Consider the following 25,836-nt stretch of genomic DNA (forward strand, 5'->3'; position numbering starts at 1 on the left):
TTGGGGGGGTGTTGGTTGTTCATTAATATATACCCCCCCCCCCCCACCCAACCCCCCCCCCCCCCCCCCGACCCCGCACCGGAAGCAAGCTTTTCGATATCATTGATAACTATATCCGCGATTCTAAGGCTAGAGCTGCCTATAGCGCTTGAAGCTTAGCTTCTATAAATTGCGATATTTCAATATTCTGAAGAGGAGTTCTTTTAAGGTTATCAACTAGACACTTAAATATTTTATCACTTTCCTTATCTTTTTCAGATATAGCTCGATGTAAAAACAACACTTCTCTCTCTAAAGATTCTTGATCAAACAATCCATGAACCATGTGCTCATACCTAAGTATCCTCACCCACCACAGGTAAGAACGTTGATTGATCGATAGTCCATCATAATGATTTAACCAGAAACTATCTTCAATAGAATCTCCTCTGAAAAACTCATTATTAATAGCCTCTAAAAATATACGAACAATGGTTGATTCAACCTCTTGAAATGACATAGCTGTTTTTCTATTAGTACGTTTTCATAGTATTGATCCCAAGTCACTGTCTGTTCGAGCGGCACCGTGCCGCGGGCAGAGGGGCCTTGAGGTAGGGGAGTGGCACCATTCTAAGGGGACGCAACTAAAGTTACGTCCCCGCACCGTGCCGCGGGAAGCGGTGCCGTTTGAGAGTGGGGTGGTCCCGCTCGAAGGGGACAGGTAAAACCTGTCCCCGCACCGTGCCGCCGGAGGAGGCGCCGTCTGATAGTGGTGTCATCCTCCCAGAGTGGGGTCATATTATTTCTTCAAACAGCCGACATGCCGCCGTCTACTGCAATCGCCTGGCCGTTCATAAACGTATTTTCCGGCGCGCACAACATCAGCATTACACTGACGACTTCCTCCGGTTGCGCCAAACGTTTCATCGGTGAACTTTGGGCCAGCGCCTTAAACGCCGTATCGTTGTCCATATGCCCCTTGCCGCTGTCGATAAACATCGGTGTCATGGTAAAAAATGGGCACACAGCGTTGACGCGGATGTTTTTCTTACCGTACTCTACCGCCGCGGTTTTGGTGAGACCGATAACCGCGTGTTTGGAAGCGGCATAGGCGCCGATATAAGGTGCGCCGCCGACGCCGGCCATGGAACTGGTATTGAGAATAACACCACCGTCCTGGGTCAACATCTGGCGAATCTGATGCTTCATACCGAACAGCACACCTTTTACGTTGACATTGTGCTGCCGGTCCAATAGCGCCTCGTCAGTATCGATCAACGGTATCATGTCCTGGGAAATACCGGCGTTGTTGACGGCGATATCCAGGCGGCCGAACTCGTCGACGGCAGCCTCCACCAGTGCTTTGCAGTCGCTTTCTTTGGACACATCGCAACGTCGGGTCACTACTGGTGCACCGCGCTTGCGCAGTGTCTCGGCAATTTCGTTGAGGCCGTCTTCATTGAGGTCGCCGAGGGCGAGCCTGGCGCCGGCCTCGGCGACTCTCTCTGCCAGTAACTTACCGAAACCGCTGGCGGCTCCGGTGATGAGTACCACTTTGTCTGAGTAGTCTGCTAGTGTCATAGGTGATCTCGCGCACATAGTTTAGGTAGTTTGGATTCTTGTTCAGAGGATTGCCGGGTTGACCAAGCCGAGACACCCGTAAACCGCTGCCTACCAAAAGCAGATGCTTTAGATGAAGCTCCCACTTTCGGCTGTTTGGCATCCCTGTTTCACAGCGTCTCGAAACGACTACCCCAGCAAGGCTTTAACCAACGCAGCACCGTCAAAATCGATTAAGGACACTGGTGGTAGGTCTGTCTCCGGGCTACTGCTGCTGAGACTTTGTGAGGCATGGATGCCGAAAAAAGCCCCATGGAAGGGTTCATGCGTGTCTCAGCAGCAGTAGCCCGGAGACAGACCGGGTCGTTTGGCACAAACCCTGCCCTGGTACTCTGACCAGTAAATCTTTTCACCCAAAACGGGTTTGTGCCCTTAACCGGATCGAGGCCTAAGTGCCGCCGAAGTGAAAATATTTCCTGGTCGAAGCACCGGTTTGGTCGTTTAGCACAAACCCTATCCCAGGTTGACCATTTGGCCCGAACCTGCCCCAGACCAACGTCAATCAACTCAAACCGTCATCCCGCCATCGACCACAATACACTCGCCGTTGGTGTAAGAGCTGGCGTCGGATACCAGGTACAGCACCGTGCCGGCCATCTCATTGGGCTCGGCGTGGCGATGCATGGGAATCGTCTGCAGCGCGGCCTTGTAGATTTCCTCGTGCTCGAACAGCGCGCCGGCAAACTGGGTTTTGGTCAACCCCGGCAACAGCGCATTGCAGCGAATGCCGAACTGCGCGCACTCTTTGGCAAAGACTTTCGTCATATTGATGACAGCCGCTTTGGTAATCGAGTAAATACCCTGGCCCGGCCCCGGCTGCAGGCCATTGATCGACGCGGTGTTGACGATAACGCCTTTGTTGTTGTCACGCATCAACTTGCCGGCTTCGATCGACATAAAGAAATAACCGCGAATATTCACATCAACCGTTTTCTGGTAGGCGCCCAGATCGGTATCCAGGACGTTGCCGAAAAAGGGATTGGTGGCGGCATTGTTGACGAGAATATCCAATTTGCCGAACTGATTGCGGATGTAGGTAAATGTCTTTTCAATATCCTCCATATTGCCCACATGGCAGGCCAGCGCCTCGGCGCTGCCGCCGGCGGCGCGAATGGTGTCGACCACCGCCTCGCAGCCTGCCACTTTGCGGCTGGTGACAATCACATGGGCGCCCTGTTCGGCCAGCAGTTTGGCGATCTCCTCGCCGATGCCGCGGCTGGCACCCGTTACCAGGGCGATGCGGCCGGTTAAATCGAATAATGTCGTCGTCATACGTAATACCTTTGGGAGGATGGTTCTAACAGCGCGGCGTTATCCCGGTCTGTCGTAAGCTGTATTGGGTAAGCTAGGGCCTGTTCAGGCCCAGCAGAGCTAACTCAATTAGTGTTAACAGGCCCTAGGGTTTCAACGTCATCTTGCCTTTCACCCGTCGACCCATCACTTTCTCCAGGGCGTCTTTGGTGTTTTCCAGCGGCACGACTTCATCCACCACCACCTTGACCTTGCCCTCTTCATACCACTGAATCAGCTCGCGCATATTCTCGGCAAAGTCGGCGGGTTGATGAGCCGTAAACGATCCCCAGAAAACACCCACTACGGAATAGCCTTTGACCAGCGCCAGATTGACGGGGAATTCGGGAATGCGCCCGGACGCAAAGCCGATGATCAACAGGCGTCCGTTCCAGGCCATGCAACGGGTACAGGCGTCGAAGGTGTCGCCGCCGACACACTCGTACACCACATCGACGCCCTTGCCGTCGTTGAGCTGCTTGAGTTCGGTTTTCAAGTCCTGTTCGGTGTAGTTGATCAGTACATCGGCGCCGTTGTCGCGGGCCACGTCGAGTTTCTCCTGGGTGGAGCACACCGCAATGACCTTGGCACCCATGGCTTTGCCGATCTGTACCGCCGCCAGGCCGGTGCCGCCGGCGGCGCCGGTTACCACCAGGGTTTCACCGGGCTGGATATTGGCACGCTGTTTCAACGCGTGGTGGGCGGTGGCGTGGGCGGTGGTTAGCGATGCCGCCTCCTCATCCGGAATACTGTCGGGCAGGGGCAGGATATTGTTGGCGGCACAGGCGACCTGTTCCGCATAGCCGCCGAGGCCGGTAAAACCGATGACACGGTCGCCGGTTTTGACCCGGGTCACGCCTTCACCGACGGCGCTGACCACACCCGCCACTTCGGAGCCGGGCACGAACGGAAACGGCGGTTTCATCTGGTACAGACCCTGCACCATCAGGCCGTCCGGGTAGTTGACACCGGCGGCTTTGACGTCGAGCACCACCATGCCCGGACCGGCAACCGGTGCGTCGATCTCCTTGTATTGCAGTTCATCGAGGGGGGCAAATTTTTCGCAGACAATAGCTTTCATTTATTTCTCTCCAGAGGCGGGCGCTGTGGGCGGGCCCGCGGTCAACCTTCTTTTTCTATGGTATCGAGCGCAAACTGTGCCAGCGGCTCCACCATGGCACCGACTTTCATCGCCTCTTTACTCGAGGCATTGCCGTCGTGGGCGCGTTTGGCCACGCCCTGGGCGATGGCGCCGAGGCGGAAAAAGCTGAAGGCGAGATAAAAAGCCCAGTTGGGTATGCTGTCCAGGCCCATGCGCTCGCAGTAGCGCGCCACATAGTCTTTTTCAGCGGGAATACCGAGCTTGGCCCGGTCGACGCCAAGCAGCCCGCGGGAGTGGCCGACCCCACCGGGCAGGCGCAGTTGCATGCACTGGTAGGCCAGGTCCGCGTAGGGATGACCGAGAGTCGACAGCTCCCAGTCCAACACCGCCAGGATGCGCGGCTCGCGCGGGTGGAACATCACATTGTCCAGGCGGTAGTCGCCGTGCACCAGGGAGATGCGACCGTCATCGGCCGGCAGGTGTTGTTCCAGCCAACTGATCAGGGTCTCCATCGCGTCGATTTTTTGCAGTTCCGAAGCCCGGTATTGCTTGGTCCATCGACCCAGTTGCCGCTCGAAGTAGTTGCCCGGGCGACCGTAGTCGGACAGGCCCACCGCCTCGATATCGACGCTGTGCAGCGCCGCCAGCACCCGGTTCATCTCTTCGTACATGGCGCTGCGTTCGGTGTTGCCGCTCACCTCCGGCAGCGCGGCATCCCAAAGCACGCGGCCCTCCACATACTCCATCAGGTAAAACATACTGCCGAGTATGTCCCGGTCCTCGCACAGGTGGTAGACCCGGGCGACGGGTACCTCGGTATCCCGCAAGGCGTGCAGCACCCGATATTCGCGGTCCACCGCGTGGGCCGATTTCAGCAGTTTACCCGGCGGTTGGCGCCGCAGCACGTAAACGCCGGACTGCGCCTCTATTTTGAAGGTGGGGTTGGATTGGCCGCCGGCGAATTTGGTGGCTGTCAGCGGGCCTTTAAAGGCGCCTGCCTGGCCGACCAGCGCCTGCGCCTCCAGGTAAGCGGCCAGTTTTTTCTCATCCAGGGTGTCAACTCTGTCGGACATAAGCGCTCTCTTTAGTTAACCTGCTACCGGACGTTCTTTTACCCGGCGTTGGCGTCTTTGATCAAGTTGCGGCCCAGTTGCATCATATGCACCTGATCGGGGCCGTCCGCCAGGCGCACTGTGCGGGCGTACATAAAGGCTTCCGCCAGCACGAAGTCGTCGCTGAGGCCGCCGGCGCCGTGTATTTGAATCGCGCGATCGATCACCTGCTGCGCCATAGTGGGCGCGACAATTTTGATCGCCGCGATCAAATCCCGGGAGACCTTGTTACCGTAGCGGTCCATTTTGTCAGCCGCTTTCAACGTCAACAAGCGCGCCTGTTCGATATCACAAAAACTCTGGGCAATATCTTCCCGTACCGACTGGTTTTTGCTCAGGGGCTGGCCGAAGGCAATACGGCTGTCGACTCTTTTGCAGGCCAGTTCCAGGGCTCGTTGGGCGCAGCCGACCAGGCGCATGCAGTGGTGAATGCGGCCGGGCCCGAGGCGGCCCTGGGCGATTTCGAAGCCGCGGCCCTCGCCGAGAATCAGGTTGCCCGCCGGCACTCGCACGTTTTCGAAGACCAGTTCGGCATGGCCCACCGGCTCGTCCAGGTAGCCCAGTACCGACATCGGGCGAATGACCTGCACGCCGGGGGCGTCCATGGGTACCAGGATTTGCGACTGTTGCAGATGCCGCGGCGCCTCGGGGTCGGTTTTGCCCATCACGATCATGATTTTGCAGCGCTCGTTCATGGCGCCACTGATATACCACTTGCGGCCGTTGATCACATAGTCGTCGCCGTCGCGGACGATAGAGGTCTCGATATTGGTGGCGTCCGAGGAGGCTACCGCCGGCTCGGTCATGGCAAAGGCGGAGCGGATTTCCCCGGCCAGCAGTGGCTTGAGCCACTGTTCTTTCTGCGCGTCGGAACCATACTTGGCCAGCACTTCCATATTGCCGGTGTCCGGCGCGCTGCAGTTGAAGGCCTCCGCCGCCCAGCCGGCGCGGCCCATGATCTCGCACAGCGGGGCGTACTCCAGGTTGGTGAGCCCGGCACCCCAGGGGCCGTATTCGTCCGGCATAAACAGATTCCAAAGACCTTCGGCGCGGGCCTTGGTTTTCAGGTCTTCCATGATGGCCGGGGTGGTCCAGGGGTTGTCGGCGTCTTTCAGCGCCTGGTGATAGTCCTTTTCCACCGGATAGACATGGGTGTCCATAAAGCGTTCGAGGCGGGCGATCAGTTCCTGGGTCTTATCCGAGTATTCAAAGTTCATGGGGCTCTCCTGTGATTTGTCGCCCCCGGCGGGGGCCGGTGCCTTAGCTGAAAGTAATGGAGTCGCTGCGGCCGTCGATATCCAAGTGTGGCACGTTGTTGAAGCTGCTCAGGCGCACGGCGGTGTCGCTGTAGTAAAAGTGGCTGACGCCGGTATTCTTCATCTGCATATTCAGGTTGATAACATTTTCCCCGTCAAAATCGAGTACGTGTCGCAACAGCATGGCCATGGCGCCGCCGGAGCTGACCACCAGCGTCGGCCGCGAGGTTTTGGTCTCGCAGATATAGCTCAGGGCCGCGCCGACACGCTGCTCGAACTGGGCCCAGGTCTCCGGCAGCTCGCCCTCCAACTCGCCCCGGCGCCAGGCCTGCATGGCGCGTTTCAAGACACCGTAAAACTCCCTCGCGCTGGCGCCGGCCGGGGGTTGCTGTTCCGGGTGGATGGCCAGGTAGGCGACACTGATGCGGTAGAAGTCGAATTCGTTCAGCCCGGTGTGAATGTCAAACTCCGGTACCGCCGGCAGCGCCTCGCACAGGCTCTGTGCGGTCTCCCGATGGCGCACCAGGTCGCCGATCAGCACCCGCTCGAAGTGAATGTCGCGAGCGGCAAAGTAATCCCCCAGCCAGCGCGCCTGTTGATGACCGAGGGGAGACAACTTGTCATAGTTTTCAGCCCCGAAAGAGGCTTGGCCATGGCGGACCAGGAAAAATTCGGACATGCACTATTCACTAAAGATTGAGAAACGTCGCGTCGCAGGGGACATCAGAATAGTAGTCCGGGCGACATTAATAAAGTTTATTATTTTAATATTTTGTTATTCATGTTATTTATATGTCCGGCGGCTGCAGCATAAGGGCGCACAGCACAAGCTTGGGATGCCATGCGCCACAAAATTCCAGACCGGGCAGGGCGGTAGTGAGATTGAGACGGCTGTCGGAATAAGTCATCGAGTATCAGTAATCGAGTATCAGTAATCGTTAGAACAGCGATTAGATAAGAGAGCGATTAGACAAGAGATAATTATAGAAGGTAGGTATAGAAAGCCCTATGCGTTTGAGCCAAGTGGATTTAAACCTGTTTGTCGTGTTTGACGCTATCTATACGGAGCGCAATCTGACCCGGGCCGCCGAGGTGCTCTGCATCACCCAGCCGGCGGTCAGCAACGCGCTCAACCGCCTGCGCAAAACCCTCAACGACCAACTGTTTGTGCGCACGCCCCAGGGCATGATGCCCACCCCGGTGGCTGAGAATATTGTCGGGCGGGTGCGCGAGGCACTGCAACTGCTTGGCGCCAGTGTGCACGAGGGCGGCAAGTTCGAACCCCAGCAGGCGGAGAAGGAGTTTCGGTTCAGTATGAACGACCTGGCCGAGGCGTTGATGTTGCCGCCGTTGCTGGAGCACGTGCAGCAGGCCGCCCCGGGTATCACCCTGAGCAGCTACCAGGTGGCACGCGAGGAGGTGGCCAAGGAGCTGGCCTCCGGCGCGGTGGACTTTGTCGTCGATGTACCACTGGCCAACGCCACGGATCTGTGCCATGCGCCGCTGTCACAGGAGGAGTATGTCTGCCTGGTGCGTGCCGACCATCCCGAGGTTGCCGAAGCACTGACGCTTGAACAGTACCTGGCGCTGGGGCACGTGCATATCTCCAGTCGCCGCAAGGGCATCGGACATGTGGATATGGCGCTCAACAAAATTGGCAAGCGCCGCGATATCCACCTGCGGCTGCAGCACTATATGATCGCCCCGCGGATCGTGCAACGCACCAACCTGGCCTGGACGGCGCCGCGGGCGCTGGGGCAGATCCTGGATCTCAAGGCGGTGGAGTTACCGTTTGAGCTGCAGACCATGGAGTGGCATTTGTATTGGCACAAAAGCGCCGACGGCGACCAGGCCAACCGCTGGATGCGGGATATCTTTCCGCGGGTACTGGCCCAGACCTATTGACGGCCGGCACGGCCAATCGTTTGCACCTGCAATTAATGACGCCTATCCCCGGGCAGTCAGGTCACCTCAGACTGCACGAAGGCGAGTTGTAACGGTGGGGTCTGTGTCCGCTGCAGGCGGTTCGATCCGAAACAACAGTGCATAAAGCACCGGCACCAGCCCAAGGCTTATCAGCGTCCCTGCAATGAGTCCACCCACGACCACGACATTGAACGATCGCCACAGGGGTTCGGCGGCCAGCATTAGGGGGATCAATCCGAAGATCGTGGTGAGCTGCGTCAGCACGATCGGGCGCAGCCGTTGCGTGGCGCCGTCAACCAGTGCCCGGTAGGGTGCTACGCCATCGGTGCGAAGCTGGTCAACCCGCTCAATGACCAGGATCGCATTGGACACAATAGTGCCGACCAGCGCGAAAATGCCGAGAAATGACATGAAGTCAAAGGGCATACCTGTCAGCAACAATGCCATACTGACGCCGACAAGACAGAATGGCACTGACGCAGCGATGATCGCGGTGCGGCGAACCGAATTGAATTGCAGCAGGAACAGCCCGAGAATCGCGATCAGGCAGTGGGGCAGGTATTCGGTGATGGCAGCCGAAGATTCTGCCGACTCCTCGATTTCGCCGCCAAGCTCGAGGGTGTAGCCGTCCTCGAGCAAGAGATTGTCGATTGACAGCTGTAGGCGGTTAACCAATTCCTGAGCCGTGATGTCGGGATGGCGGCCGGAAACGGTTATCGTCCGCTTGTGGTTGCGCCTGTGAATCACGCTCAGTTCGCCGACCAAAGCGAAGTCCGCCACGGTCGCAAGCGGGATCGATTGACCGTCACGGGCGGAGATATTCAGCGACCCGAGCGCCTCGATATTGGACCTTTCATGCTCCGGGGTGCGAAGCACTACGGGTAGTTGCGCCCCGTGCTCCCGGTAGACCGTGATTGGAGCGCCGCGCACGGCGCCTTCTAACGTCCGGGAGATTTGATCGTGGGTCAGACCGCTGGCCAACAGCCGCGCCTCGTCCACATCGGCGCGCAGTCGTGGGATCACCGTTTCCCAGTCGTGATGGACCTCGAGCGTTCCCGGAATCTGCGTCATAGCTTCATGCAACGCTTCGCCGTGCGCGCGTAAGGTGTCGGCGTCTCGCCCGGAAATTCGCAGTACCGCAGTGCCGGCATCGGTCTCACCCAGCGAGAACCGCTTGGGCCATGCTTCGACCTCCGGCATGGTGGTTTCTATGTGGTGGCGAACACGGGTGATGATGCTATCAATATCGGCGCCGTCGCCTGTGTTGACGACAAAAAATGCACGGTGCGGCGCTGCGGTGGGTGGGTTAAGGCCCAGAATGAAGCGCGGCCCGCCCGCACCGATGTACGCAACATGGTTGACGATGTCGGGGTTGTAGTCTCTGTCGTTTAGAAAAGCCGACAGCGCCTGCACTGCCTGGAGCGTCGCCTCCGGTGGTGCTCCGGGTGCGATTTCGAAGGGTATCTGAAACTGGTCACGATCAGAGGGCGGCAGGAAGCTGAATGGGATGTTGCCGGCTGCTATGAGTGCACCGATTAGGACACCGATCATCGCGCCCGCGAAAGGAATGCGCACCCGCAGGATCAATTTGAGAGTCCGGCGGTAACCGCGTAAAAACCATGGTTCCGGGCGCGTTGACGCCACTTTCCCGGGGCCGGCATCCTCTGGTGTGTGACGCCGGGTAATCAGGATTTGTATCAGCAGTGGCGTGACCGCAACGGCGACGACCCAGGAAATCAGCAACACGATCGCCATGACAAAAGCCAAGCCGAGCATGTATTGCGCTGAAAGACTGTCGGCGAAAATCGGTGGCGCGAACGCCAATGCGGTCGCCAGGGTCGAGATGAGCAACGGTGTTCCGAGCGTACGGGACGCCGCGGCGGCTGCTTGGTTGCCGGCTTCGCCGCCGCTGACACGGCGCGATATATCCTCTGCGATCACCGTGGCATTGTCGACCAGAATGCCCAAGGCAATGATAAAGGAGGCGATGGTGACCTGGTTGAGGTCCAGTCCCAGCGGTCGCATCAACAACAGCGCCCCAAGCATCGTAATCGGGATTGACAGACCGACGACCAATCCGGTTCGCCAACCCAGAAAAACAATCGTCACAATCAGGACCACAGCGACAGTCAGGTAGAGCGTCCGTTGCATGCCGTCGATGACGTCGGTCACTACGTCCGCCTGAAAACTGACCTCGGCGAGGTCGAAGCCGACCGGCAGTTGAGCGGCCAGGTTGCGCATTCGGTCCCGCAGCCGGTCGCCAAATAGCTGGACGTTCGTACCCGGCTGCATTTCAACGCCGATGACGACCGCCGGTTGACCATCCAGGCGCACGGCCGTGTCGAGTGGTTCGACAGTTTCACGGCGCACGCCGGCGATATCCCGCAACGCCACGGCACCCGCGCCGGCCAGCGGCAGGCGGAGATTGCGCAGATCGTCCAAGTCCTGTAGGCGCCCGTCGGCTTCGATCTCGATCCGTTGCCCGCCGGCAGGCAAGAACCCCGCCGGCCCCGTTGCGGTGTCGGCATTCACAAGGTCCGCGATTTGAGCGACTGAAAGGCCGAGAGCCGCTATGGCTTCCCGGGATAGCGTGATCACAATCCGCTCGGGCTGCAGGCCGGTGACGGTGATACGACCGACGTCTTCCAGTGTGTTCAGGTCATCGACCACCTCCCGGACCGCCAGCCGTGTATCGCCCCAGTTGTACCCCTCACCGGGAACGATCGCGTAAGTCGCAACGGCGACCCTGCCGAAGTCATCGTCTACGAAAGGTCCGACTGACCCGTCTGGCAATTCAGCGTCTGCGAGCCGCGTTCTCAGTCGCGCCCAGGCGGCGTCGGTGTCCGGATGGTTGTCAGCCAGTTCAACACGCAGCTGCGCTGTGCCGGCACGCACTGTTGTGTAGATGTTTGCGATCTCCGGCAGTTGTTCGACAATGGCTTCCAGTGGTTGTGCAATAAGGTTTTCTGTTTCCAATAGCGCAAGGCTGTGGTTTTCGGCGTAGACAACCGCCTGCTTGACGGGGATGGTCGGCTCTTCTTGTGATGGATAGCTGCGCAGTACCAATAACCCGCCCAAAACCACGGCCAAAACGCAGAAGAGGGTAAACCTGTTGTGATTTAGCGCCGCCGCCGCAATACGCATCGGTTCTACTCCGCGGTCGCAGGCAGGCGCCGCACGAGGTCGCCGTCATTCAGAAACCTGACGCCGGCTGAAACGATCAAGGTGCCCGGTGCGATTGAACGGGTTTCAAGCACGTCCCCGCCGGCAGGTGTAACGACGACATCCAAACGTTTGACCCGGTTTGTCTTTGCGTCGAGAACGAAGATGGCGCCTTCGTCGACCCTGTCACTTGGCAGGAAAGCGGCGAGCGGAATGTCGACGGTGCCCTGCGCCTGTGGCGTCGTTGTGAAGCGTGCCTCAATCGCGGAACCCGGAGCAAAGCCGGTGGCGGACCCGCCGATAAGCACTTCGACGGTCACCAGTCCACCGGCACGCTGTCGCTCGCCAATACGAAGTAAAGCTCCATCGGCCGTGATCGCACCGTTTTCCAGTGTTACCCTCGTGTTCGGCGACAATTGCGCCGCCACTGCCGCCGGAACCTTAACGACGACCTCCAGCGCACCGTCACCGTCGATCTCGAATATGGTTTGGCCCGGTTGCACGAACTCACCCGGTTCGACGGCACGCAGCGCAACTGTCCCACTTATCGGCGCCATAATGCGGGCCTCCCGGATGGCGCGCTCGGCGAGTTCAAGTCCGGACTGTGCTGCTTCCACGTCCGCGCGCGCCGCCTCGAGTTGCGACGCTGTACTGGCAAATTGAAGCCTTGGAAAAACGCCACGCTCGACCAATTGCGCCTGTGCAGTATGGCGCTGCTGAACTTCCCCGAAGGTCGCGGTCGCCCGCCTGAGACCAGCCGCTGCCTGCTCCCTGCGACGCTCGAATGGCTGCATCTCAAGTGCGGCGAGTTCCATTCCCGCTTCAACCTCGCCGCCAATGTCAGCGTGCATTGCATCGATAGGGCCCGGTTGGGCGAAAGCGAGGCGCACGCGTTCGGAGGCTTGAACGACACCGGCGAAAACGCGGGCGGTATAGGCGTTTGTCGGTTGAACCTCAGTGACCGCCACTGTCCGGCGCGGTGCCGGCTCGGGATTACCGGTGTCGGTTTTGTAGCACGCAGGCAGCAGGAGGATAAGCACGCTTGCAACTGTCGTTTTGATTATCTGAGTCATGAAATCAACTCGCGAGATCGGACCGGCTTAGTGAACATTGACGATTCCTTGCGCCCTCGACCGCCGCAGCGGCGGGGCTTGGATTTTTGCCTCTTGCGCAGGAGCCTGTGACCACTTGTGACTTTGCCATCTTTTAAAGGTTTTCAGCCTAAAAAGGTTCCGCAGTTTTCCTGCCACTGTTTTTACCGTGGGCAGGCGGCAGTTAGTGGAAAAAGGACTTACGAAATGGCTTCGATGAACCGTTTGAGAGAGATCGCGCAGGACACCACTTTGTCGGGGGCGACAAGACTGATATTGTCACTGTTTGTATGCGTGATGGTTTGCACGGCCATGTTTTCCAATAACCAGTTCGATGTGACAGCGAGCGCCGGACACCCCGATTGCACAAACATGCTGTGATCACCCTGCGGCCATAGGATACCTTTACAAGCGCCGGGTTGGCTCAGGAGTTCGATTTCGGCGCTCTGTTCCATATCGGCGGGTAAGTCGAACAGACTGAATGCCGTTTCACCCTCTATATAGCCGACTCCGTCAACGTTTATATTTAGTGCAACAGCATCGAATGTGTTGCGATTGGTGGTCATGTAGGCGACCTGCCCTGGAACGGCGTAGTGATCCTCGCCGTTCAGGGCTACAAGCTCGATGCAAAAACTGCCTTTATAGTCGGCGAGCAGCTCACTCAGCAACAGTAAGGTGGCGATGCCCGTGCCGTTGTCCAAGGCCCCGGGTACGCCCTTCTTTGCATCGATATGGGCGGTGACGACAATGCGTTGCAAGGCACCCTCGTTGATTCGGCCGATGACATTGGCAGCCCTGGTTGGTATTTGCCGGCTCTGCGAGATCAGGGTGAGGTTCTGTCCGACACACTGCAGGAGACGTTCACCCTCTTCCTGACTCGTGAACACCGATGGGATAATAAAGTCTCCGTCCTCGATCATGGGCGCGGGGTAGACACCTCCGGCGGCGACGCTGTCGCGGGTGGTGGCGCAAATGATTCCAACAGCGTCGCTTTTTTCCAGTAGTGCGATGATTTTTTGATGCTCTTCGACGCTGTAGAACGGAAAGTTTTTTGGCATCAACGGAGTGGCGGCGATAGGTCCGTGGAGTAAAAGAAGCTTATTGGCGGTGTCCGCTTTCTCTAACGCCTCAACGGTAGAGACCGCTGTCAACGGCGCGTGTACATCGCACCCGCGTGCGTAAGGGCTTGCGAAAACGTGAAACTCTGTCCCATCAACGGCCGTCAGTGTTGCACCATCGGTATGCCAGTCCAACGCTCTAAAACTTGGAACCTCCGTGCGCCACTTATGGGCTGAGAAAAACTCCGCGACGTACCGGGTTGCCTCGTGGTTACCCTGGCAACCGACACTGCGATCCCGGGTGTCGACGGTGAGATATTTCAGATGGGCGGCGACCAGGTCGCAATACCGGGTGTTTAGCTGCGGTTCGAGTATATTCATTGCATGACTCTTGGTTTCGGTTGGGGTATGAGAGCTTTTGGCTACTATCCAAACCGCTCTTGAGCGACTTGGTGAGATACGCCAAGCGCGGTGCCGATGACGGTCCAGCCAATTCCACGGCGGCGCAATTCCAGAATTTGGGTTTGCAGGGTATCCCTCATAGTGTCAACAAGCTCCGATGTGGCTGCGATCTCGCAAAGCAGAACCTCGTTATCGGTTTTGGCCCATTGGGCAAGGCCGGGGGGTGGCTGTTCCAGGGCGTCTCGGGTTTTGATTACACGTTCACCGATTCTGATGCATTGGTCGCAGATGTTGACATTGGGCCCTGCAAGCAAGGCAGCAACCGTGTCAGCCTTCGATCCACAAAACGAGCAGGTGAGCATCGGTTGTCTCCTTTCGGCCAGAGGGCGATTAGTGGGTTGTCGAGCTCGAAAGCATATTGATAACGATCATGCCGGAAACGATCAGGGCGATCCCGATCATGGCGGGAAGGTCGAGGCTTTGACGAAAAACCACCACACCAACGATTGAAATCAGGACAATTCCGGCCCCGGCCCAGATGGCATATGCCACCCCAAGCGGTATCGTCCGCAGCGCCAGCGCCAGGAAAAACAGCGCGGTTACGACCGCGGCAACCGTGAGCGCTGAGGGTCCCACCCGGGTGAAGGCATCGGATTGCTTGAGTGCTATACTCCCTGCGACTTCGGCGACGATGGCAATAGCCAGATAAAGCCAGTGCATGTCAGCTCCAATTCTCAAGGAGTTGTTCGACGGCAAATGCTATGTCGTTGGCAAGTGCATCAACACCATCTCCAAGCGAGCTGGCGTGTGCGAACTGGACCTGTAATGAAGCACCGTCGATTAAGGCAACGAGAACCTGTGCCAGACGTGCACGCCGGTCCGTTTCAAGGTGAGGTGCCATCAGCCCCACCAGTTGTTCGATATAGCTAAACACAAAGGCATATCCTTTTGTTTTCAGCAGCGCATACCGCGGATCATGCAAAGCCAGAAACTCGGCAATCGCATAAAACTGCCCGGCATCACTGGCATGGTGATGCAGCAGCGCGCTAACTGCCGCGCGGGTGCAGAGATCGGGGGTGGCGGGGTCCCAGGGGATTTCCCAGAGAACCGACAGGGATGTTTCGATTTCCCGTGTGATGATCGCCTCAACCAGATCATCCTTTGTTGGAAAATAATATTGCAGGTTCCCCACTGACATGCCGAGACTCGAGGCAATCGTCCGCAGAGACAAACAGGCGTAACCTTCGCTGAGTAATACTTGCCGCGCTTCGGCCTCGATCGCCTGTCGCCGTGCTTCGCCCTTGGTTCTTTTTGTGGAGTTGATCTTCACTGTCGCCATGTCTTGTTTAAACACGTCATCAATCATAATAGGTCATGGACCTAAAATCAAATGGATAAACAATGGCTACCTGTGAATAAGCCAAGTCCGCCGGCTGGTCCACTGGAGCAGTTTTGGATATCTATCACCGTGGTCCGCGATACGCCCAAGCCGTATCGAGCTGTGGGGCCGCGCCAGTGCGGCACTGTTCCACACGCCATTGTGTGGAACAGATCGCGCTAACAGCGCATCGAGGTGATAAGGTCGTACGGGAAACGCAGCCGGGTATTGGGCATATCCCGGTCAACAGACCCTGCCGCGCGAGTGCTGTCCTGGCGCGGGAGAGATGTAACGGATGTAGTGGGTGGTTGAAGTGGTGACGCCATTATTGCGGCGCTGGTTGGGGGTAATCTGTCGTGCGGAGCATGAGGGAGGCGGATGCGGCGGGCGGTTATTCCTCTTTCAGGTACTTTTTACGAATACGCTCGTAGGTACCATTTTGCCTGACCTTCTCGAGTGCTCGGGTCAGCTTTTTGGCCAGAGCCTGGTCCGACTCGATGTTCAGTGCCAGGTAGAGGTCTTTGGACAGAGGGCCCTCGTTGAAGGTGTACACCTGTTCCACCTCATCCAGGCTGACGCCGAGTTGGCGCAGTTTCGCTTTCATGTCGACTTCGCCGTGGGGAAAATAGTCGATTCTTCCCCCCAGCAGCATTTTCAGGTTCAACATGTCCTGGTGGACGATATAGATATGCTGGCCGGTCCTGAAACCGTGGTTGGCAATCAGGTATTCGGTCTTTACGTCTTTGTATACGCCGCCCATCTTGTAGCGTTTGGCATCTTCGAGGGTATTGATGACGATGTCTCTGCGTTTGCGCAGTTTCCAGAGATGGATTTTGTAGGGCGCCACTTCGCCGATCCAAAGAAAGTGATGCTCCCGCTCGTTGGTTCTCGCCAGCGAGTAGATGGCGGTGTTTTTATCCCGCAACGCCAGGTTGTAGGCTCTGGCCCAGGGGTACATGGCGATCTCGCCCTGCAATTGTGCTTCCTGCAGCACGGCCTCGACCACTTCCGTCGCCATGCCGGTTATGCGCTCCCCCTCGGCAAACTGAAATGGCGGCCAGTCTTCCGTTACGATCGTCAACGGGTTGGTGGCGTAGGTGGCCGAGGAATAGGTGGCCGAAGACAATAACAGCGCTGCGATGCAGAAGTAGTTAATCAAACCGGGCCCCGTTCTCTACCATCCGACCTCTCGATTAAGTAAAGCATAATACAGGCTTGATTGCAGGGTGATTGCGCGCACATGTGAACGTCGTCACTGCGTGGGTTGAATCACGCGGCTGCCGGGGTTGGGCTGGCTTTCCCCAGGTGGCTGATGCTATCTTGTAGCGCCTCTTTTCACAACTGTTTCTCACCAGGGCGCAGGCAGTGGGTAGGGCGCTGGCAGCGGAAACAGTGGGTAGACAGGCGGGCAAATAACAGGTGGGCGAATAAATAGTGCAACTCTCCTTTAAGGACAAGTTACTGGTTGAACAGGTGCGCTACATGGAGGAGGCCGGAGCCCTGGCAGTGGAGCCGGATGCGGTGGCCGAGCCCGGCGCCGATGCGTTGCCGTCGCTGCTGGTGGCGCGGGCCCGCCGGGTGGTTCAACAGCAGGGGCTGGGTTCCCGTGTCGCTCACGCGCCACAGTGGTGCCGGCGCTTCACCCTGGTGCTGGTGATATTCGCAGCCTTTGCCGGTGCGCTGGCGGTGCAGCAGGCGCTCGGCGCCAGTGCCGGCACACTCAATATTTACTGGTTGCTGCTGGTGTTGTTGGGGTTTAATTTCCTGTCGCTGGTGCTGTGGTTGGCAGGAGCGATATTAATGGGAACCTCATTACCCGGCGCCTCTGCTCCGGCCAATGGGCTGCTCAGTGGCGCCTGGCATTGGCTGGAGTCGCGCATCACTGGCAGTGATCGGCTGCGGGCTGCCGCCGACCGCGGCTGGTGGCTGGCATGTCTGCGCGGTGCCGCCGGCCGCTGGTGGTTTGCGGGTTTGTCCCACGGTTTGTGGATGATCTATCTGGCGGTGGGGTTTGCCGTGTTGTTGCTGCTGTTGATGACACGCCAGTACGATTTTATCTGGGCCACCACTATTCTTGCCGATGATGTCTTTATTACCGTCACCGGTTGGCTTGCCGCGCCGCTGGCGGGGCTGGGTTTCAGCGTGCCCGATCTGGAACTGGTGCAGTCGAGCCAGCACGGCAACCGGCCGCTGGCACCCGAGGCGGCGCGCCGGGCCTGGGCGTTTTTTCTGCTCGGCGGTCTGCTGGTCTACGGTGTGTTACCGCGGCTGGTGTTACTCGGGTTTTCACGCTTGATGCTGGCGTTGGCGCGGCGGCGCTATCAACTCGATCTGACCCTGCCTTATTACATCAAACTGCACCGGGCGCTGATACCCGAGTCGCGCGCCTGGCAAGTGGTTGATCCGGACAGCGCAGCCGGTAGCGGTGCGGCGCCGGTTCGCCGGCCGCCGGCGCATCGCACCCCGCCACTGGCGGCTTGCTGGGTGGGCGTGGAATTGGCGGCGGCAACCCGCTGGCCGCCGCCCGGGGTCAGCGCGCGGGACGATCTCGGTCAGGTCACCGGTTCCACAACCCTGGCGGCAGCGCTGGCTCGACTTGAAGGCCAGTCGGACCAGCCCCTGGTAGCGGCTGTCTCCCTCGCCCGGCCGGCAGATCGCGGGTTGCGACGCACGCTGGACAATCTCTACACCAACCGCCCTGCTGCGCAGCGGTGGCTGGCCCTGTTGCGACCGGCGGGCGCCGGCGATATATCTACTGAACGCCTGAACGGTTGGATGTCGCTGGCACAGACCTGTGGTGTGCCGGCCGATCAGCTTATCGTGATGGATGATATTGTCACGGACGGCGCGGTCGCGGACAGTCGCGGGGTGTGAAGATGGAAAACCACAAACCGCTCGGCCCGCCCCTCGCCCTGGCCATTGTCGGGCACACCAACACCGGCAAAACTTCCCTGATCAGAACCCTGTTGCGCAGCAGTCACTTCGGTCAGGTAGCGGATGCTGCCGGCACCACCCGCCATGTGGAAACCGCCACGGTAATGGCCGAGGCTGCTGCTGTTTTGCAACTGTTCGATACGCCCGGGTTGGAAGACTCGATAGCGCTGTTGCAGGTCTTGCAGGCGCTGCGGGCGGACGACGGCGCAGCCATGCCCACCGGTCGCGACCGCCTGGCGCAGTTTCTGCGCCACAGTGGCGAACACGTGGAATTCGATCAGGAAATCAAGGTGTTGCGCCAGGCGCTGGCCAGCGATGTGCTGTTATACGTAGTGGATGTACGCGAGCCTGTGTTGGGCAAGTACCGCGATGAAATTGCCGTGCTCAGCATGGTCGCCCGGCCCATTATTCCCGTGCTGAACTTTATCCGCGCCGAGGGGGCAAACCTCGATCGGTGGCGCGGCGCCATGGCCGACTTCAATCTCCATGCGCTGGTGGAGTTCGATACCGTGGCTTTCGATTTTGAGGCGGAGAAACGTCTGTACCAAAAGCTGCAAAGTGTGGTGGAGTGCCGTTACGACGCTATTCAGCGACTGATCGACTACCGGCAACGGCGCTGGCTGTCGCTGCGCCAGGCGGCGGTGCAGCAGGTGGCGGAGTTAATCGTCGATATCGCCAGTTACCGGCGACCGCAACCGCGCGATGGCGACCGCCGGGCGGCACAGGCGGATATGCAAACACAGGTGCGGGCGGCCGAGCGTCGGTGCCTGGCAACGGTGCTGGCTATTTTTGAGTTTACTGACCAGGACCTGGAACACCATCCGCTACCGGTGGCCAACGGCAGTTGGAATCGGGACTTATTCGAGGCGGCCACCTTGAAAGAGTTTGGTATGGATGCCGGTTCGGCAGCCGCCAAAGGCGCGGTGGTAGGGGCGGGTATCGATCTGCTGGTCGCCGGTCTCAGCCTGGGCACCGCCAGTGCCGCCGGCGCGCTTATCGGGGCGACCTGGTCCGGTGCCCGGCGGTTTGGCGGCGATCTGCTGGCCAAATTTAAGGGTCAACGCTGGTATTGTGTTGACGATGCCACTGTGACCCTGGTGTTGTTGCGCCAGCTTCGGTTGCTGGCGACACTGTCGCACCGCGGGCATGCGGCGCAGGAGAAGATAGTGGTGCCGCTCACCGTGGCTTCGGCACTGCCCGATGACTGGTCGCAGCGTCTCAATACGCTGCGCAATCATCCGCAGTGGTCGCAGCTCGATCAACCCGGCGATGAAGGCGATCGCAGTCGGCACCGGTTTGTTCGACAGCAGGCCGACTGGATCGCGACGTTGATTGTTAGGGGGACGCCTGCAACTTAGCAGATGCGCTGCCGTTCCGGCTTGTTGCAGGATCGTTTAAGTTGCTAGGTTGCAGGCGTCCCTCCACTTACTATAAGGAGGTTGTGCGTATGGTTGATCAACTTATTGTCATTGTCGGCATAACGTTTCTGGTGATGATCAGCCCGGGGCCGGATATGGTCATCGTCATGCGCAACACGCTGTGGGGTGGCCGCGGTGCCGGTTTGCAGACCTCACTGGGTGTGTTGACGGGCAATCTGGTGCACATTACCTATTGCGTGCTGGGTATCGGCTGGCTGATATCGAAAAGTATCCTCGCCTTCACGCTACTCAAGTATGCCGGCGCTGCATATCTTATCTACCTCGGTATCATGAGTTTCCGGGCTGGCACCACCGGACTCGAGGCGCGGGCCGACGCCGGCCTGCGCCGCAGCAACCCCTGGTATGTACAGGGATTGGTCAACAATGTTCTCAACCCGAAAGGCACTTTTTTTTATCTCGGTGTGTTTACCATGGTGATCACACCCGAGACACCGGCGAGCACTACCGTGATACTGATTTTGAGCAGCATACTGGTCAGTGCCGCTTTCTGGTTGTTTTTCGTTTATACCCTGGATCACCCGGCTATCCGGCAGTTTATTGAACGGTCGCAGCAGTTGGTCAACCGGGTGTTCGGTACTGTGCTGATTTTTCTCGGTGTCAGAGTAGCGGCTATGGAACGTTAGTCGATCCGTTGTCGGTGTTACTGCTACCATTCACATCCATGCTTGCAGTCATCTGCAAAACCAGCGACGTGTCGGTGCCGGGTGTTTTTCAGCCCTACACCAAAAACTTGTGCCAGAAGAGGGGGGTAGCAGCAGGCATTGGCGGATTGCAGAGGTCTCACCAGCGGAAGGCTTAAAAATACCCGGCACCGGCGCGGCGCGTGCCGGATGGCACTTCCCTGGCTCGTACCTTTAACAGAGATATATTAATTCTGTATTCAGCAACAGGATACAGCCCGCCACAGTTTTCAAATGCAGACAATAATGGAGGTGTCCAGACCTTAATAGTTGTGAAGAAGCGTCCATTGATTTGGCCGTAACAAGGATTAGATCGTGTTAATAAAACGATCTTTAAAACGTTTTAATTTTTTACATAAGCAGGAGAAAGCAATGAAAAAATATCTGATGATGCTGGTAATTGCCATCGCGTCGCAGCAGGTGAGTGCGGTTCCTTTTAGTAAGATGTATGTCTTGGGTGACAGTCTTTCGGACAACGGCAATCTTCGCTTCTATCTCTGTGAAGCCCAGGGCGTGCCGGACGAGGCCTGCACCACGCCGGCGCGATTCACCAATGGTGCGGTTGCCGTAGAGGTGCTGGCCGGCGCACTGACGCAGGCGGGTTTGCTGGCCGATCCGACCCTGGAGCCGGCAAAGTTCTCACCGCTCGGTGTGCAGGGAACCAACTTTGCCGTGGTCGGCGCCAGTGCCATCGACGCCAATGCGGATAACCTTCCCGGCGACCAGGGTTTTTGGAAAACCGTCAACCTGGACGATCAGTTGGCGGCCCTGCTGGTCAGCCAGGGCGTTATCGAGCCCCACAGCGGTGCTGCCACCGGTCACCGGCTCGATCCCGATGCCTTGTATATCGTCGGTTTTGCCGGCAACGACGTGCGGGCGGCGCGGGGCAAGCTCGATCCCGCCGGTGTTGAACTGTTGTTGGGGCCGGATTCGCAACCGATCGACCCGTTTGACAGGTTGGCTCATGGTTTGATTGCCAAAACGGCTATCAAAGGCGCAGTGATCGCCATTGGCGATGCCGTCACCACGCTGATTGATGCCGGTGCCCGACACATAGTGGTGCTCAACAACGCCGATACCGGCGTAATACCTGAGACCAGTGTGATTGCCGCAGTTATCGAACAGGCGGCGACTTCACCCAGAGAGAGGTATATTGCCCGGCGTTATCCGGCTTTTGCCAGTGCGCTGTCCGCCGGATTCAATGCGCTGTTGAGCTACAAGATCGATATCATCAGATATACCAGCGGGATCAACGTGCTGGAATATGATGTCGATGGCCTGAGAGATAAAGCCATCGGCGCCGGCGATTTCGACAATATCGAAGACGCCTGTCTGTTGACCACCACTTTCTGGTTTTTCGGTCTCGAGGCCCCGGGCTTTAACCCGCTCGGTTGCGGCCCGGCAGTGATAGACCGCTGGTATTTCTATGACGAATTCCACCCCACCCGAAATGTGCATCGCCTCGGCGGGCTGGACTTGTTCGAACTGGTGTCTGCGCCCTAGCGTGTCCGCGCCATAACAGAACCGCTGTCGCCGGTCTCACAGCGGCGGCCACGGCTGTTTCCGACAGTCGTGGCCGCTATGGTTAAAATAGCGCCCGGTAGTTTTCTCTGAGTTGGTTTTTCTGTATTTTGCCCATGGTGTTTCTGGGCAGTTCTGTCACGGTAATCACGCGTTTCGGTTGTTTGAAATTCGCCAGCTGCCCTTTGATGGCAGCCAAGACGGCTTGCTCATCGACGGCGCCCGCCGCTTGCGGCACCACTACAGCCACCACGGCCTCACCGAAATCGGCGTGCGGCACACCGATAACCGCCGATTCCCGAATGGCTGCCAGACTGTCCAGCACCGTTTCCACTTCTTTCGGGTAGACGTTCAATCCACCGCTGATAATCATATCTTTTGAACGGCCGACAATGGAGATATAACCGTCGGTGTCGATAACGCCGATATCGCCGGTATTAAAAAAACCGTCTGCGGTAAAATCCTCCCGCGTTTTCTCCGGCATCTGCCAATACCCCTTAAAGACATTGGGACCTCTTACCTGCAGATCACCCACCTCTCCCGCCGCCAGGGGCTGGCGATCCGGCCCCGCAATGCGCACCTCGACACCGGGTAACGGCAGGCCTACCGAGCCGGGTTTGCGCTTGCCGTGCAGGGGATTTGATGTGTTCATATTAGTCTCGGTCATCCCGTAACGCTCGAGGATGGTGTGTCCCGTGCGCGCTTCGAACGCCTTGAACGTCTCCGCCAGCAGCGGCGCCGAACCGGACACAAACAACCGCATATTGCGGCAAAGCGCACGGGACAAGCGGGGCTCGGCCAGCAGCCGGGTGTAGTAAGTGGGAACGCCCATCATCACGGTGGCCGCCGGCAGCTCTTTTAGCACCTGGTCGACATCGAATTTCGGCAGGTACACCAACTGTGCCCCGCTCATAAGCGCGCAGCCAAGCGCGACGAACAACCCGTGCACGTGGAACATCGGCAGAGCGTGGAGCAGTATATCGGTGTCGCTGAACGCCCAGGCCGCCACCAGCGCTCTGGCATTGGCAGCCAGATTGGCGTGACTCAGCATGATGCCCTTGGGGCGGCCGGTGGTGCCGGAGGAGTACAGCAGCGCGGCAATATCGCCGGCATCCGTGGGCACGGTTTTAAATGCCGGTTCATAACTGTGCAGATCGACACTGTGCTCGGGGCCGAGCAGTAGCCGGCAGTTGATACCCCGCGACTCGGCCAGCCTGTGCAGATTATTCGCATAGGGCGCCGAATAGACGACGGCGGTGGGTTGGGCGTTGTCGATAAAGTACTCGAGTTCGCCGTACTGATAGGCGGTGTTGAGTGGATGGTAGACAAGCCCCGCGCGCAGACAACCCAGATACAAGGTTATCCCCTGGGAGCATTTGTCGATCTGGACACTGACCCGGTCACCGGGTTTGAGCCCCTCGGCGGTCAGGAAATTGGCCCAGCGGCCGGATTCTTCGTACAGGTCCCGGTAGCGGTATGACGGCCCGGTGCCCGCGAGCGTGCGGATTGCCGTTCGGTTTCGGTCCGCGGGGCTGTGATTTTCGGGTTGACGGTTTTCGAGAAACTGACGGAAGAAAGCCTGGAACAGGTTGTGATTGTCCGACATGAAACGCCCCCGAATATGACAGTCAGATTACGCAGGCGGAATATAACACGATCTCTTGCCGGGCCGCAGAAGCTTTCGGCGCCGCGCCTGTTGTGACCCGCTGGCGTTGCCGGCATTGCCGCGCCGCTGGCGTTTGCTGAACATGTGTGAAAAGCCGAACAGATCGGGTCCAAGGGTTGTCGCCAATATGACTTGACGGGTGACGACGCCGATGGACAACCGGCCTCAACCGGCAGTACTCAGGTTGCGGTCGTCGCGAATGGCACTGCTTTAAGCAAAAGTGCGCTAATTGGCCGGTTTACCGCTGGGTGGGGCTTTCAGAAACACATCGTGAACCCATCCCTGGGGATTTCCCGACAGCATCCCTGCTGTCGAGAGTTTCTGAAAGCCCCACCCAACGGTAAACCTACTTCCGATATTCTTAACCAAGATCGTTAGGGATAGTGTGGAGGTCGATAAACTGCGCAAATTTGCTTAAAGCAGTGCCATTCCGGTCGTCGCCCATTTTGCTCTGTTCGTGCGGGGTGCAGATCAATCCCAGCCGGGTGCACCAATTTGGGGTGCGCCACCCGTGGCGCAACTGCGGCGCAACGCAGCCGTTTTCCTGCGCCGGGGATCTTGCCTGTGGCGCCTAACCAATCATTGTGTTTGCGCAGCTTGCCCGCCGTGCGAACGTTACGCTTGCGTTAACGTCATTGTCAAGCTTGAGCGGCTGCCGTTTCGATCATCTTATCTACTGCGTTTAAATCACTGCGCGGTTGCCTGCCGATAAATGTGTTGCCCGGCAATTCTGAAACGATTAACAAGGAGAAAAAAGAAGCTACTTGTTGATCGTGAGTGCAGACTTTTCACTGCTATAGAAAGTTTCATAGTCATTGTTTGGCGCAAGCGCCGCGATGTGGTTTATACTACCGGCGTCCCCCCGATTCGCCCCCTCGACTCCGAAGGAGTTTGTCATGCATAGTCAATTAAAAACCCAGCGGCTAACCTGGCGCAGACTTTTCCTGTTGCCATTGTTGGCGGTAGCGGTCGCCGCCTGTCAGGATCGCAGTGCCAACACTATGGTTTTTCCCGCTCCCGAGGTTGTGGTGGCGGCACCGCTGCAACAGAAGATTACCGATTGGGATGAGTATGTGGGCCGTTTCCAGGCCATCGAGCGGGTTGAAGTCCGCGCCCGGGTCAGCGGCTATCTGGAGTCGATTAATTTTGCTGACGGCCAGATCGTGGGTGAGGGCGATGTTCTGTTCGTAGTCGATCCGCGGCCGTTCAAAATAGACCTGGACCGAGCCAGGGCGCAGTACGAACTGGCGGTAAAAGAATATGAGCGCGCCGTTGACCTTAGGAAAAAAAGGGCTATTGCCCAGGAAGTGCTGGACCGCCGCGCCCAGGAGCGGTCGGTTACCAAGGCGGCTCTCGACGAAGCCGAACTGAACCTGGAGTTTACCGAAGTCAAGTCTCCCATCAACGGCCGCGTCAGCAGAAGTGCTGTCGATGTCGGCAACCTGATCACCGGTGGCAGCGCTGATGCCAGCCTGCTGACGACCGTGGTTTCCCTCGACCCCATTCATTTTTACTTCGAGGGCAGTGAGAGCGATCTGCTGAAATATATTCGCCTGGACCGTGCCGGTGAACGCCCCAGTTCTACCACCAATGCCAATCCGTTGCATGTGCGCTTGCAGGATGAAGACAGCTATGACCATAAGGGCTATATGGACTTTGTCGATAACGAACTCGATGCAAGCACCGGCACCATAGAGGGGCGCGCGATTATACCCAACCCCGACGGTGTGCTTTATCCGGGCCTGTTCGGCCGCGCCCGGCTGCTTGGCAGCGGCCAGTATGAGGCCTTGCTGGTACCCGACGAGGTTATCGGTACCGATCAATCGCGCCGCTTCGTGATGGTGGTGGGCGCGGAAGATAAGGTCGAAATGCGCTTTATCGAACCGGGCACCCTGCAGGATGACGGCCTGCGGGTTGTGCGCCGGGGTCTGGATGAAAGTGATCGGGTGGTGATTAACGGCCTGCAGCGGGCCCGCCCCGGTATGGCAGTGGTGCCGGTCGAGGGTGAAATCACGGGGGCGGCGCTGGCAGTGGCCGGCGTCAGTGCCGAGACCGCGCCACCGACAGTGGATATTGAGGCGGCTGAGGCTGCGCAGCCGGAAGTTGCTGCAGCAACAAACGAAGCGACAGCAACAAACGAAGCAACAACAAGCGAAGCAACAACAAGCGAAGCAGCAACAGCAAGCGAAGCCGCTGCGCAACCGCAGTAAGAACAGTCGC

General features: G+C 58.3%; 21 protein-coding genes. 6 read left to right on the forward strand and 15 right to left on the reverse strand.

The genetic code is table 11. The features are described 5' to 3' along the window. Positions 1–139: 139 nt before the first annotated feature. The 7 genes from FKG94_RS00295 to FKG94_RS00325 all read right to left on the reverse strand — a co-directional run bounded on the left by FKG94_RS00295 (position 140) and on the right by FKG94_RS00325 (position 7,038). Positions 140–499 (reverse strand): hypothetical protein, encoded by a 360-nt coding sequence (locus FKG94_RS00295; protein WP_142902186.1) that lies wholly within the window; start codon positions 497–499, stop codon positions 140–142. Positions 500–786: 287 nt separating this feature from the next. Next, positions 787–1,560, reverse strand: a complete 774-nt coding sequence (locus FKG94_RS00300) for an SDR family NAD(P)-dependent oxidoreductase (protein ID WP_142902187.1) — start codon at positions 1,558–1,560, stop codon at positions 787–789. Positions 1,561–2,106: 546 nt separating this feature from the next. After that, entirely contained in the window at positions 2,107–2,871 is a 765-nt protein-coding gene (locus FKG94_RS00305; RefSeq protein ID WP_142902188.1) for an SDR family oxidoreductase, read from the reverse strand. 124 nt (positions 2,872–2,995) lie between these two features. Next, positions 2,996–3,970, reverse strand: a complete 975-nt coding sequence (locus FKG94_RS00310) for an NADPH:quinone oxidoreductase family protein (RefSeq protein ID WP_142902189.1) — start codon at positions 3,968–3,970, stop codon at positions 2,996–2,998. 41 nt (positions 3,971–4,011) lie between these two features. Continuing rightward, positions 4,012–5,064, reverse strand: coding sequence for a phosphotransferase family protein (locus tag FKG94_RS00315; RefSeq protein ID WP_142902190.1), 1,053 nt, complete (start codon positions 5,062–5,064; stop codon positions 4,012–4,014). Positions 5,065–5,102: 38 nt separating this feature from the next. Then, positions 5,103–6,320, reverse strand: a complete 1,218-nt coding sequence (locus tag FKG94_RS00320) for an acyl-CoA dehydrogenase family protein (RefSeq protein ID WP_142902191.1) — start codon at positions 6,318–6,320, stop codon at positions 5,103–5,105. Positions 6,321–6,363: 43 nt separating this feature from the next. Beyond that, a complete protein-coding gene (locus FKG94_RS00325; RefSeq protein WP_142902192.1) occupies positions 6,364–7,038 on the reverse strand; it encodes a histidine phosphatase family protein in 675 nt (224 codons plus the stop codon). 329 nt (positions 7,039–7,367) lie between these two features. On the opposite strand from FKG94_RS00325, the gene FKG94_RS00330 reads away from it, so the two are divergent. After that, on the forward strand, positions 7,368–8,264 hold the full coding sequence (locus tag FKG94_RS00330) for a LysR family transcriptional regulator (protein WP_142902193.1): 897 nt from the start codon (positions 7,368–7,370) through the stop codon (positions 8,262–8,264). Between the two features lie 66 nt (positions 8,265–8,330). Here FKG94_RS00330 and FKG94_RS00335 read toward each other — a convergent pair whose 3' ends face one another. The 7 genes from FKG94_RS00335 to FKG94_RS00365 all read right to left on the reverse strand — a co-directional run bounded on the left by FKG94_RS00335 (position 8,331) and on the right by FKG94_RS00365 (position 16,535). Continuing rightward, the gene (locus FKG94_RS00335) at positions 8,331–11,429 is read right to left on the reverse strand and encodes an efflux RND transporter permease subunit (protein ID WP_142902194.1); all 3,099 of its coding nucleotides are present in this window, start codon (positions 11,427–11,429) and stop codon (positions 8,331–8,333) included. Between the two features lie 5 nt (positions 11,430–11,434). After that, the gene (locus FKG94_RS00340) at positions 11,435–12,520 is read right to left on the reverse strand and encodes an efflux RND transporter periplasmic adaptor subunit (RefSeq protein WP_142902195.1); all 1,086 of its coding nucleotides are present in this window, start codon (positions 12,518–12,520) and stop codon (positions 11,435–11,437) included. A gap of 218 nt (positions 12,521–12,738) precedes the next feature. Further along, a complete protein-coding gene (locus FKG94_RS00345) occupies positions 12,739–13,977 on the reverse strand; it encodes a M28 family peptidase (protein WP_142902196.1) in 1,239 nt (412 codons plus the stop codon). Positions 13,978–14,021: 44 nt separating this feature from the next. Then, positions 14,022–14,360 carry a ClpX C4-type zinc finger protein gene (locus FKG94_RS00350; protein WP_142902197.1) on the reverse strand — a complete coding sequence of 113 codons (339 nt, stop codon included), beginning with the start codon at positions 14,358–14,360 and terminating at the stop codon, positions 14,022–14,024. A 28-nt stretch (positions 14,361–14,388) separates the two neighbouring features. Further along, positions 14,389–14,718 (reverse strand): DMT family transporter, encoded by a 330-nt coding sequence (locus FKG94_RS00355; RefSeq protein WP_142902198.1) that lies wholly within the window; start codon positions 14,716–14,718, stop codon positions 14,389–14,391. A gap of 1 nt (position 14,719) precedes the next feature. Further along, entirely contained in the window at positions 14,720–15,364 is a 645-nt protein-coding gene (locus FKG94_RS00360) for a TetR/AcrR family transcriptional regulator (RefSeq protein ID WP_142902199.1), read from the reverse strand. 403 nt (positions 15,365–15,767) lie between these two features. Next, positions 15,768–16,535 carry a substrate-binding periplasmic protein gene (locus FKG94_RS00365; RefSeq protein WP_142902200.1) on the reverse strand — a complete coding sequence of 256 codons (768 nt, stop codon included), beginning with the start codon at positions 16,533–16,535 and terminating at the stop codon, positions 15,768–15,770. A 275-nt stretch (positions 16,536–16,810) separates the two neighbouring features. Here FKG94_RS00365 and FKG94_RS00370 point away from each other — a divergent pair, with 275 nt between their 5' ends. From FKG94_RS00370 to FKG94_RS00385, 4 genes are all read left to right on the forward strand, one after another. After that, complete coding sequence (locus tag FKG94_RS00370) at positions 16,811–18,250, forward strand: DUF2868 domain-containing protein (RefSeq protein ID WP_142902201.1); 1,440 nt, start codon at positions 16,811–16,813, stop codon at positions 18,248–18,250. Positions 18,251–18,252: 2 nt separating this feature from the next. Further along, positions 18,253–19,668 (forward strand): GTPase/DUF3482 domain-containing protein, encoded by a 1,416-nt coding sequence (locus FKG94_RS00375; RefSeq protein ID WP_142902202.1) that lies wholly within the window; start codon positions 18,253–18,255, stop codon positions 19,666–19,668. A gap of 89 nt (positions 19,669–19,757) precedes the next feature. Beyond that, complete coding sequence (locus tag FKG94_RS00380) at positions 19,758–20,372, forward strand: LysE family translocator (protein ID WP_142902203.1); 615 nt, start codon at positions 19,758–19,760, stop codon at positions 20,370–20,372. Positions 20,373–20,801: 429 nt separating this feature from the next. Then, positions 20,802–21,932, forward strand: a complete 1,131-nt coding sequence (locus FKG94_RS00385) for an SGNH/GDSL hydrolase family protein (protein WP_142902204.1) — start codon at positions 20,802–20,804, stop codon at positions 21,930–21,932. 82 nt (positions 21,933–22,014) lie between these two features. On the opposite strand, the gene FKG94_RS00390 is transcribed toward FKG94_RS00385, so the two are convergent. Beyond that, positions 22,015–23,556 carry an AMP-binding protein gene (locus FKG94_RS00390; protein ID WP_142902205.1) on the reverse strand — a complete coding sequence of 514 codons (1,542 nt, stop codon included), beginning with the start codon at positions 23,554–23,556 and terminating at the stop codon, positions 22,015–22,017. A gap of 956 nt (positions 23,557–24,512) precedes the next feature. Here FKG94_RS00390 and FKG94_RS00395 point away from each other — a divergent pair. Continuing rightward, the gene (locus tag FKG94_RS00395) at positions 24,513–25,826 is read left to right on the forward strand and encodes an efflux RND transporter periplasmic adaptor subunit (RefSeq protein WP_142902206.1); all 1,314 of its coding nucleotides are present in this window, start codon (positions 24,513–24,515) and stop codon (positions 25,824–25,826) included. Positions 25,827–25,836 lie beyond the last annotated feature (10 nt).

The organism is Exilibacterium tricleocarpae, assembly GCF_007004655.1.
GTDB lineage: Bacteria > Pseudomonadota > Gammaproteobacteria > Pseudomonadales > Cellvibrionaceae > Exilibacterium > Exilibacterium tricleocarpae.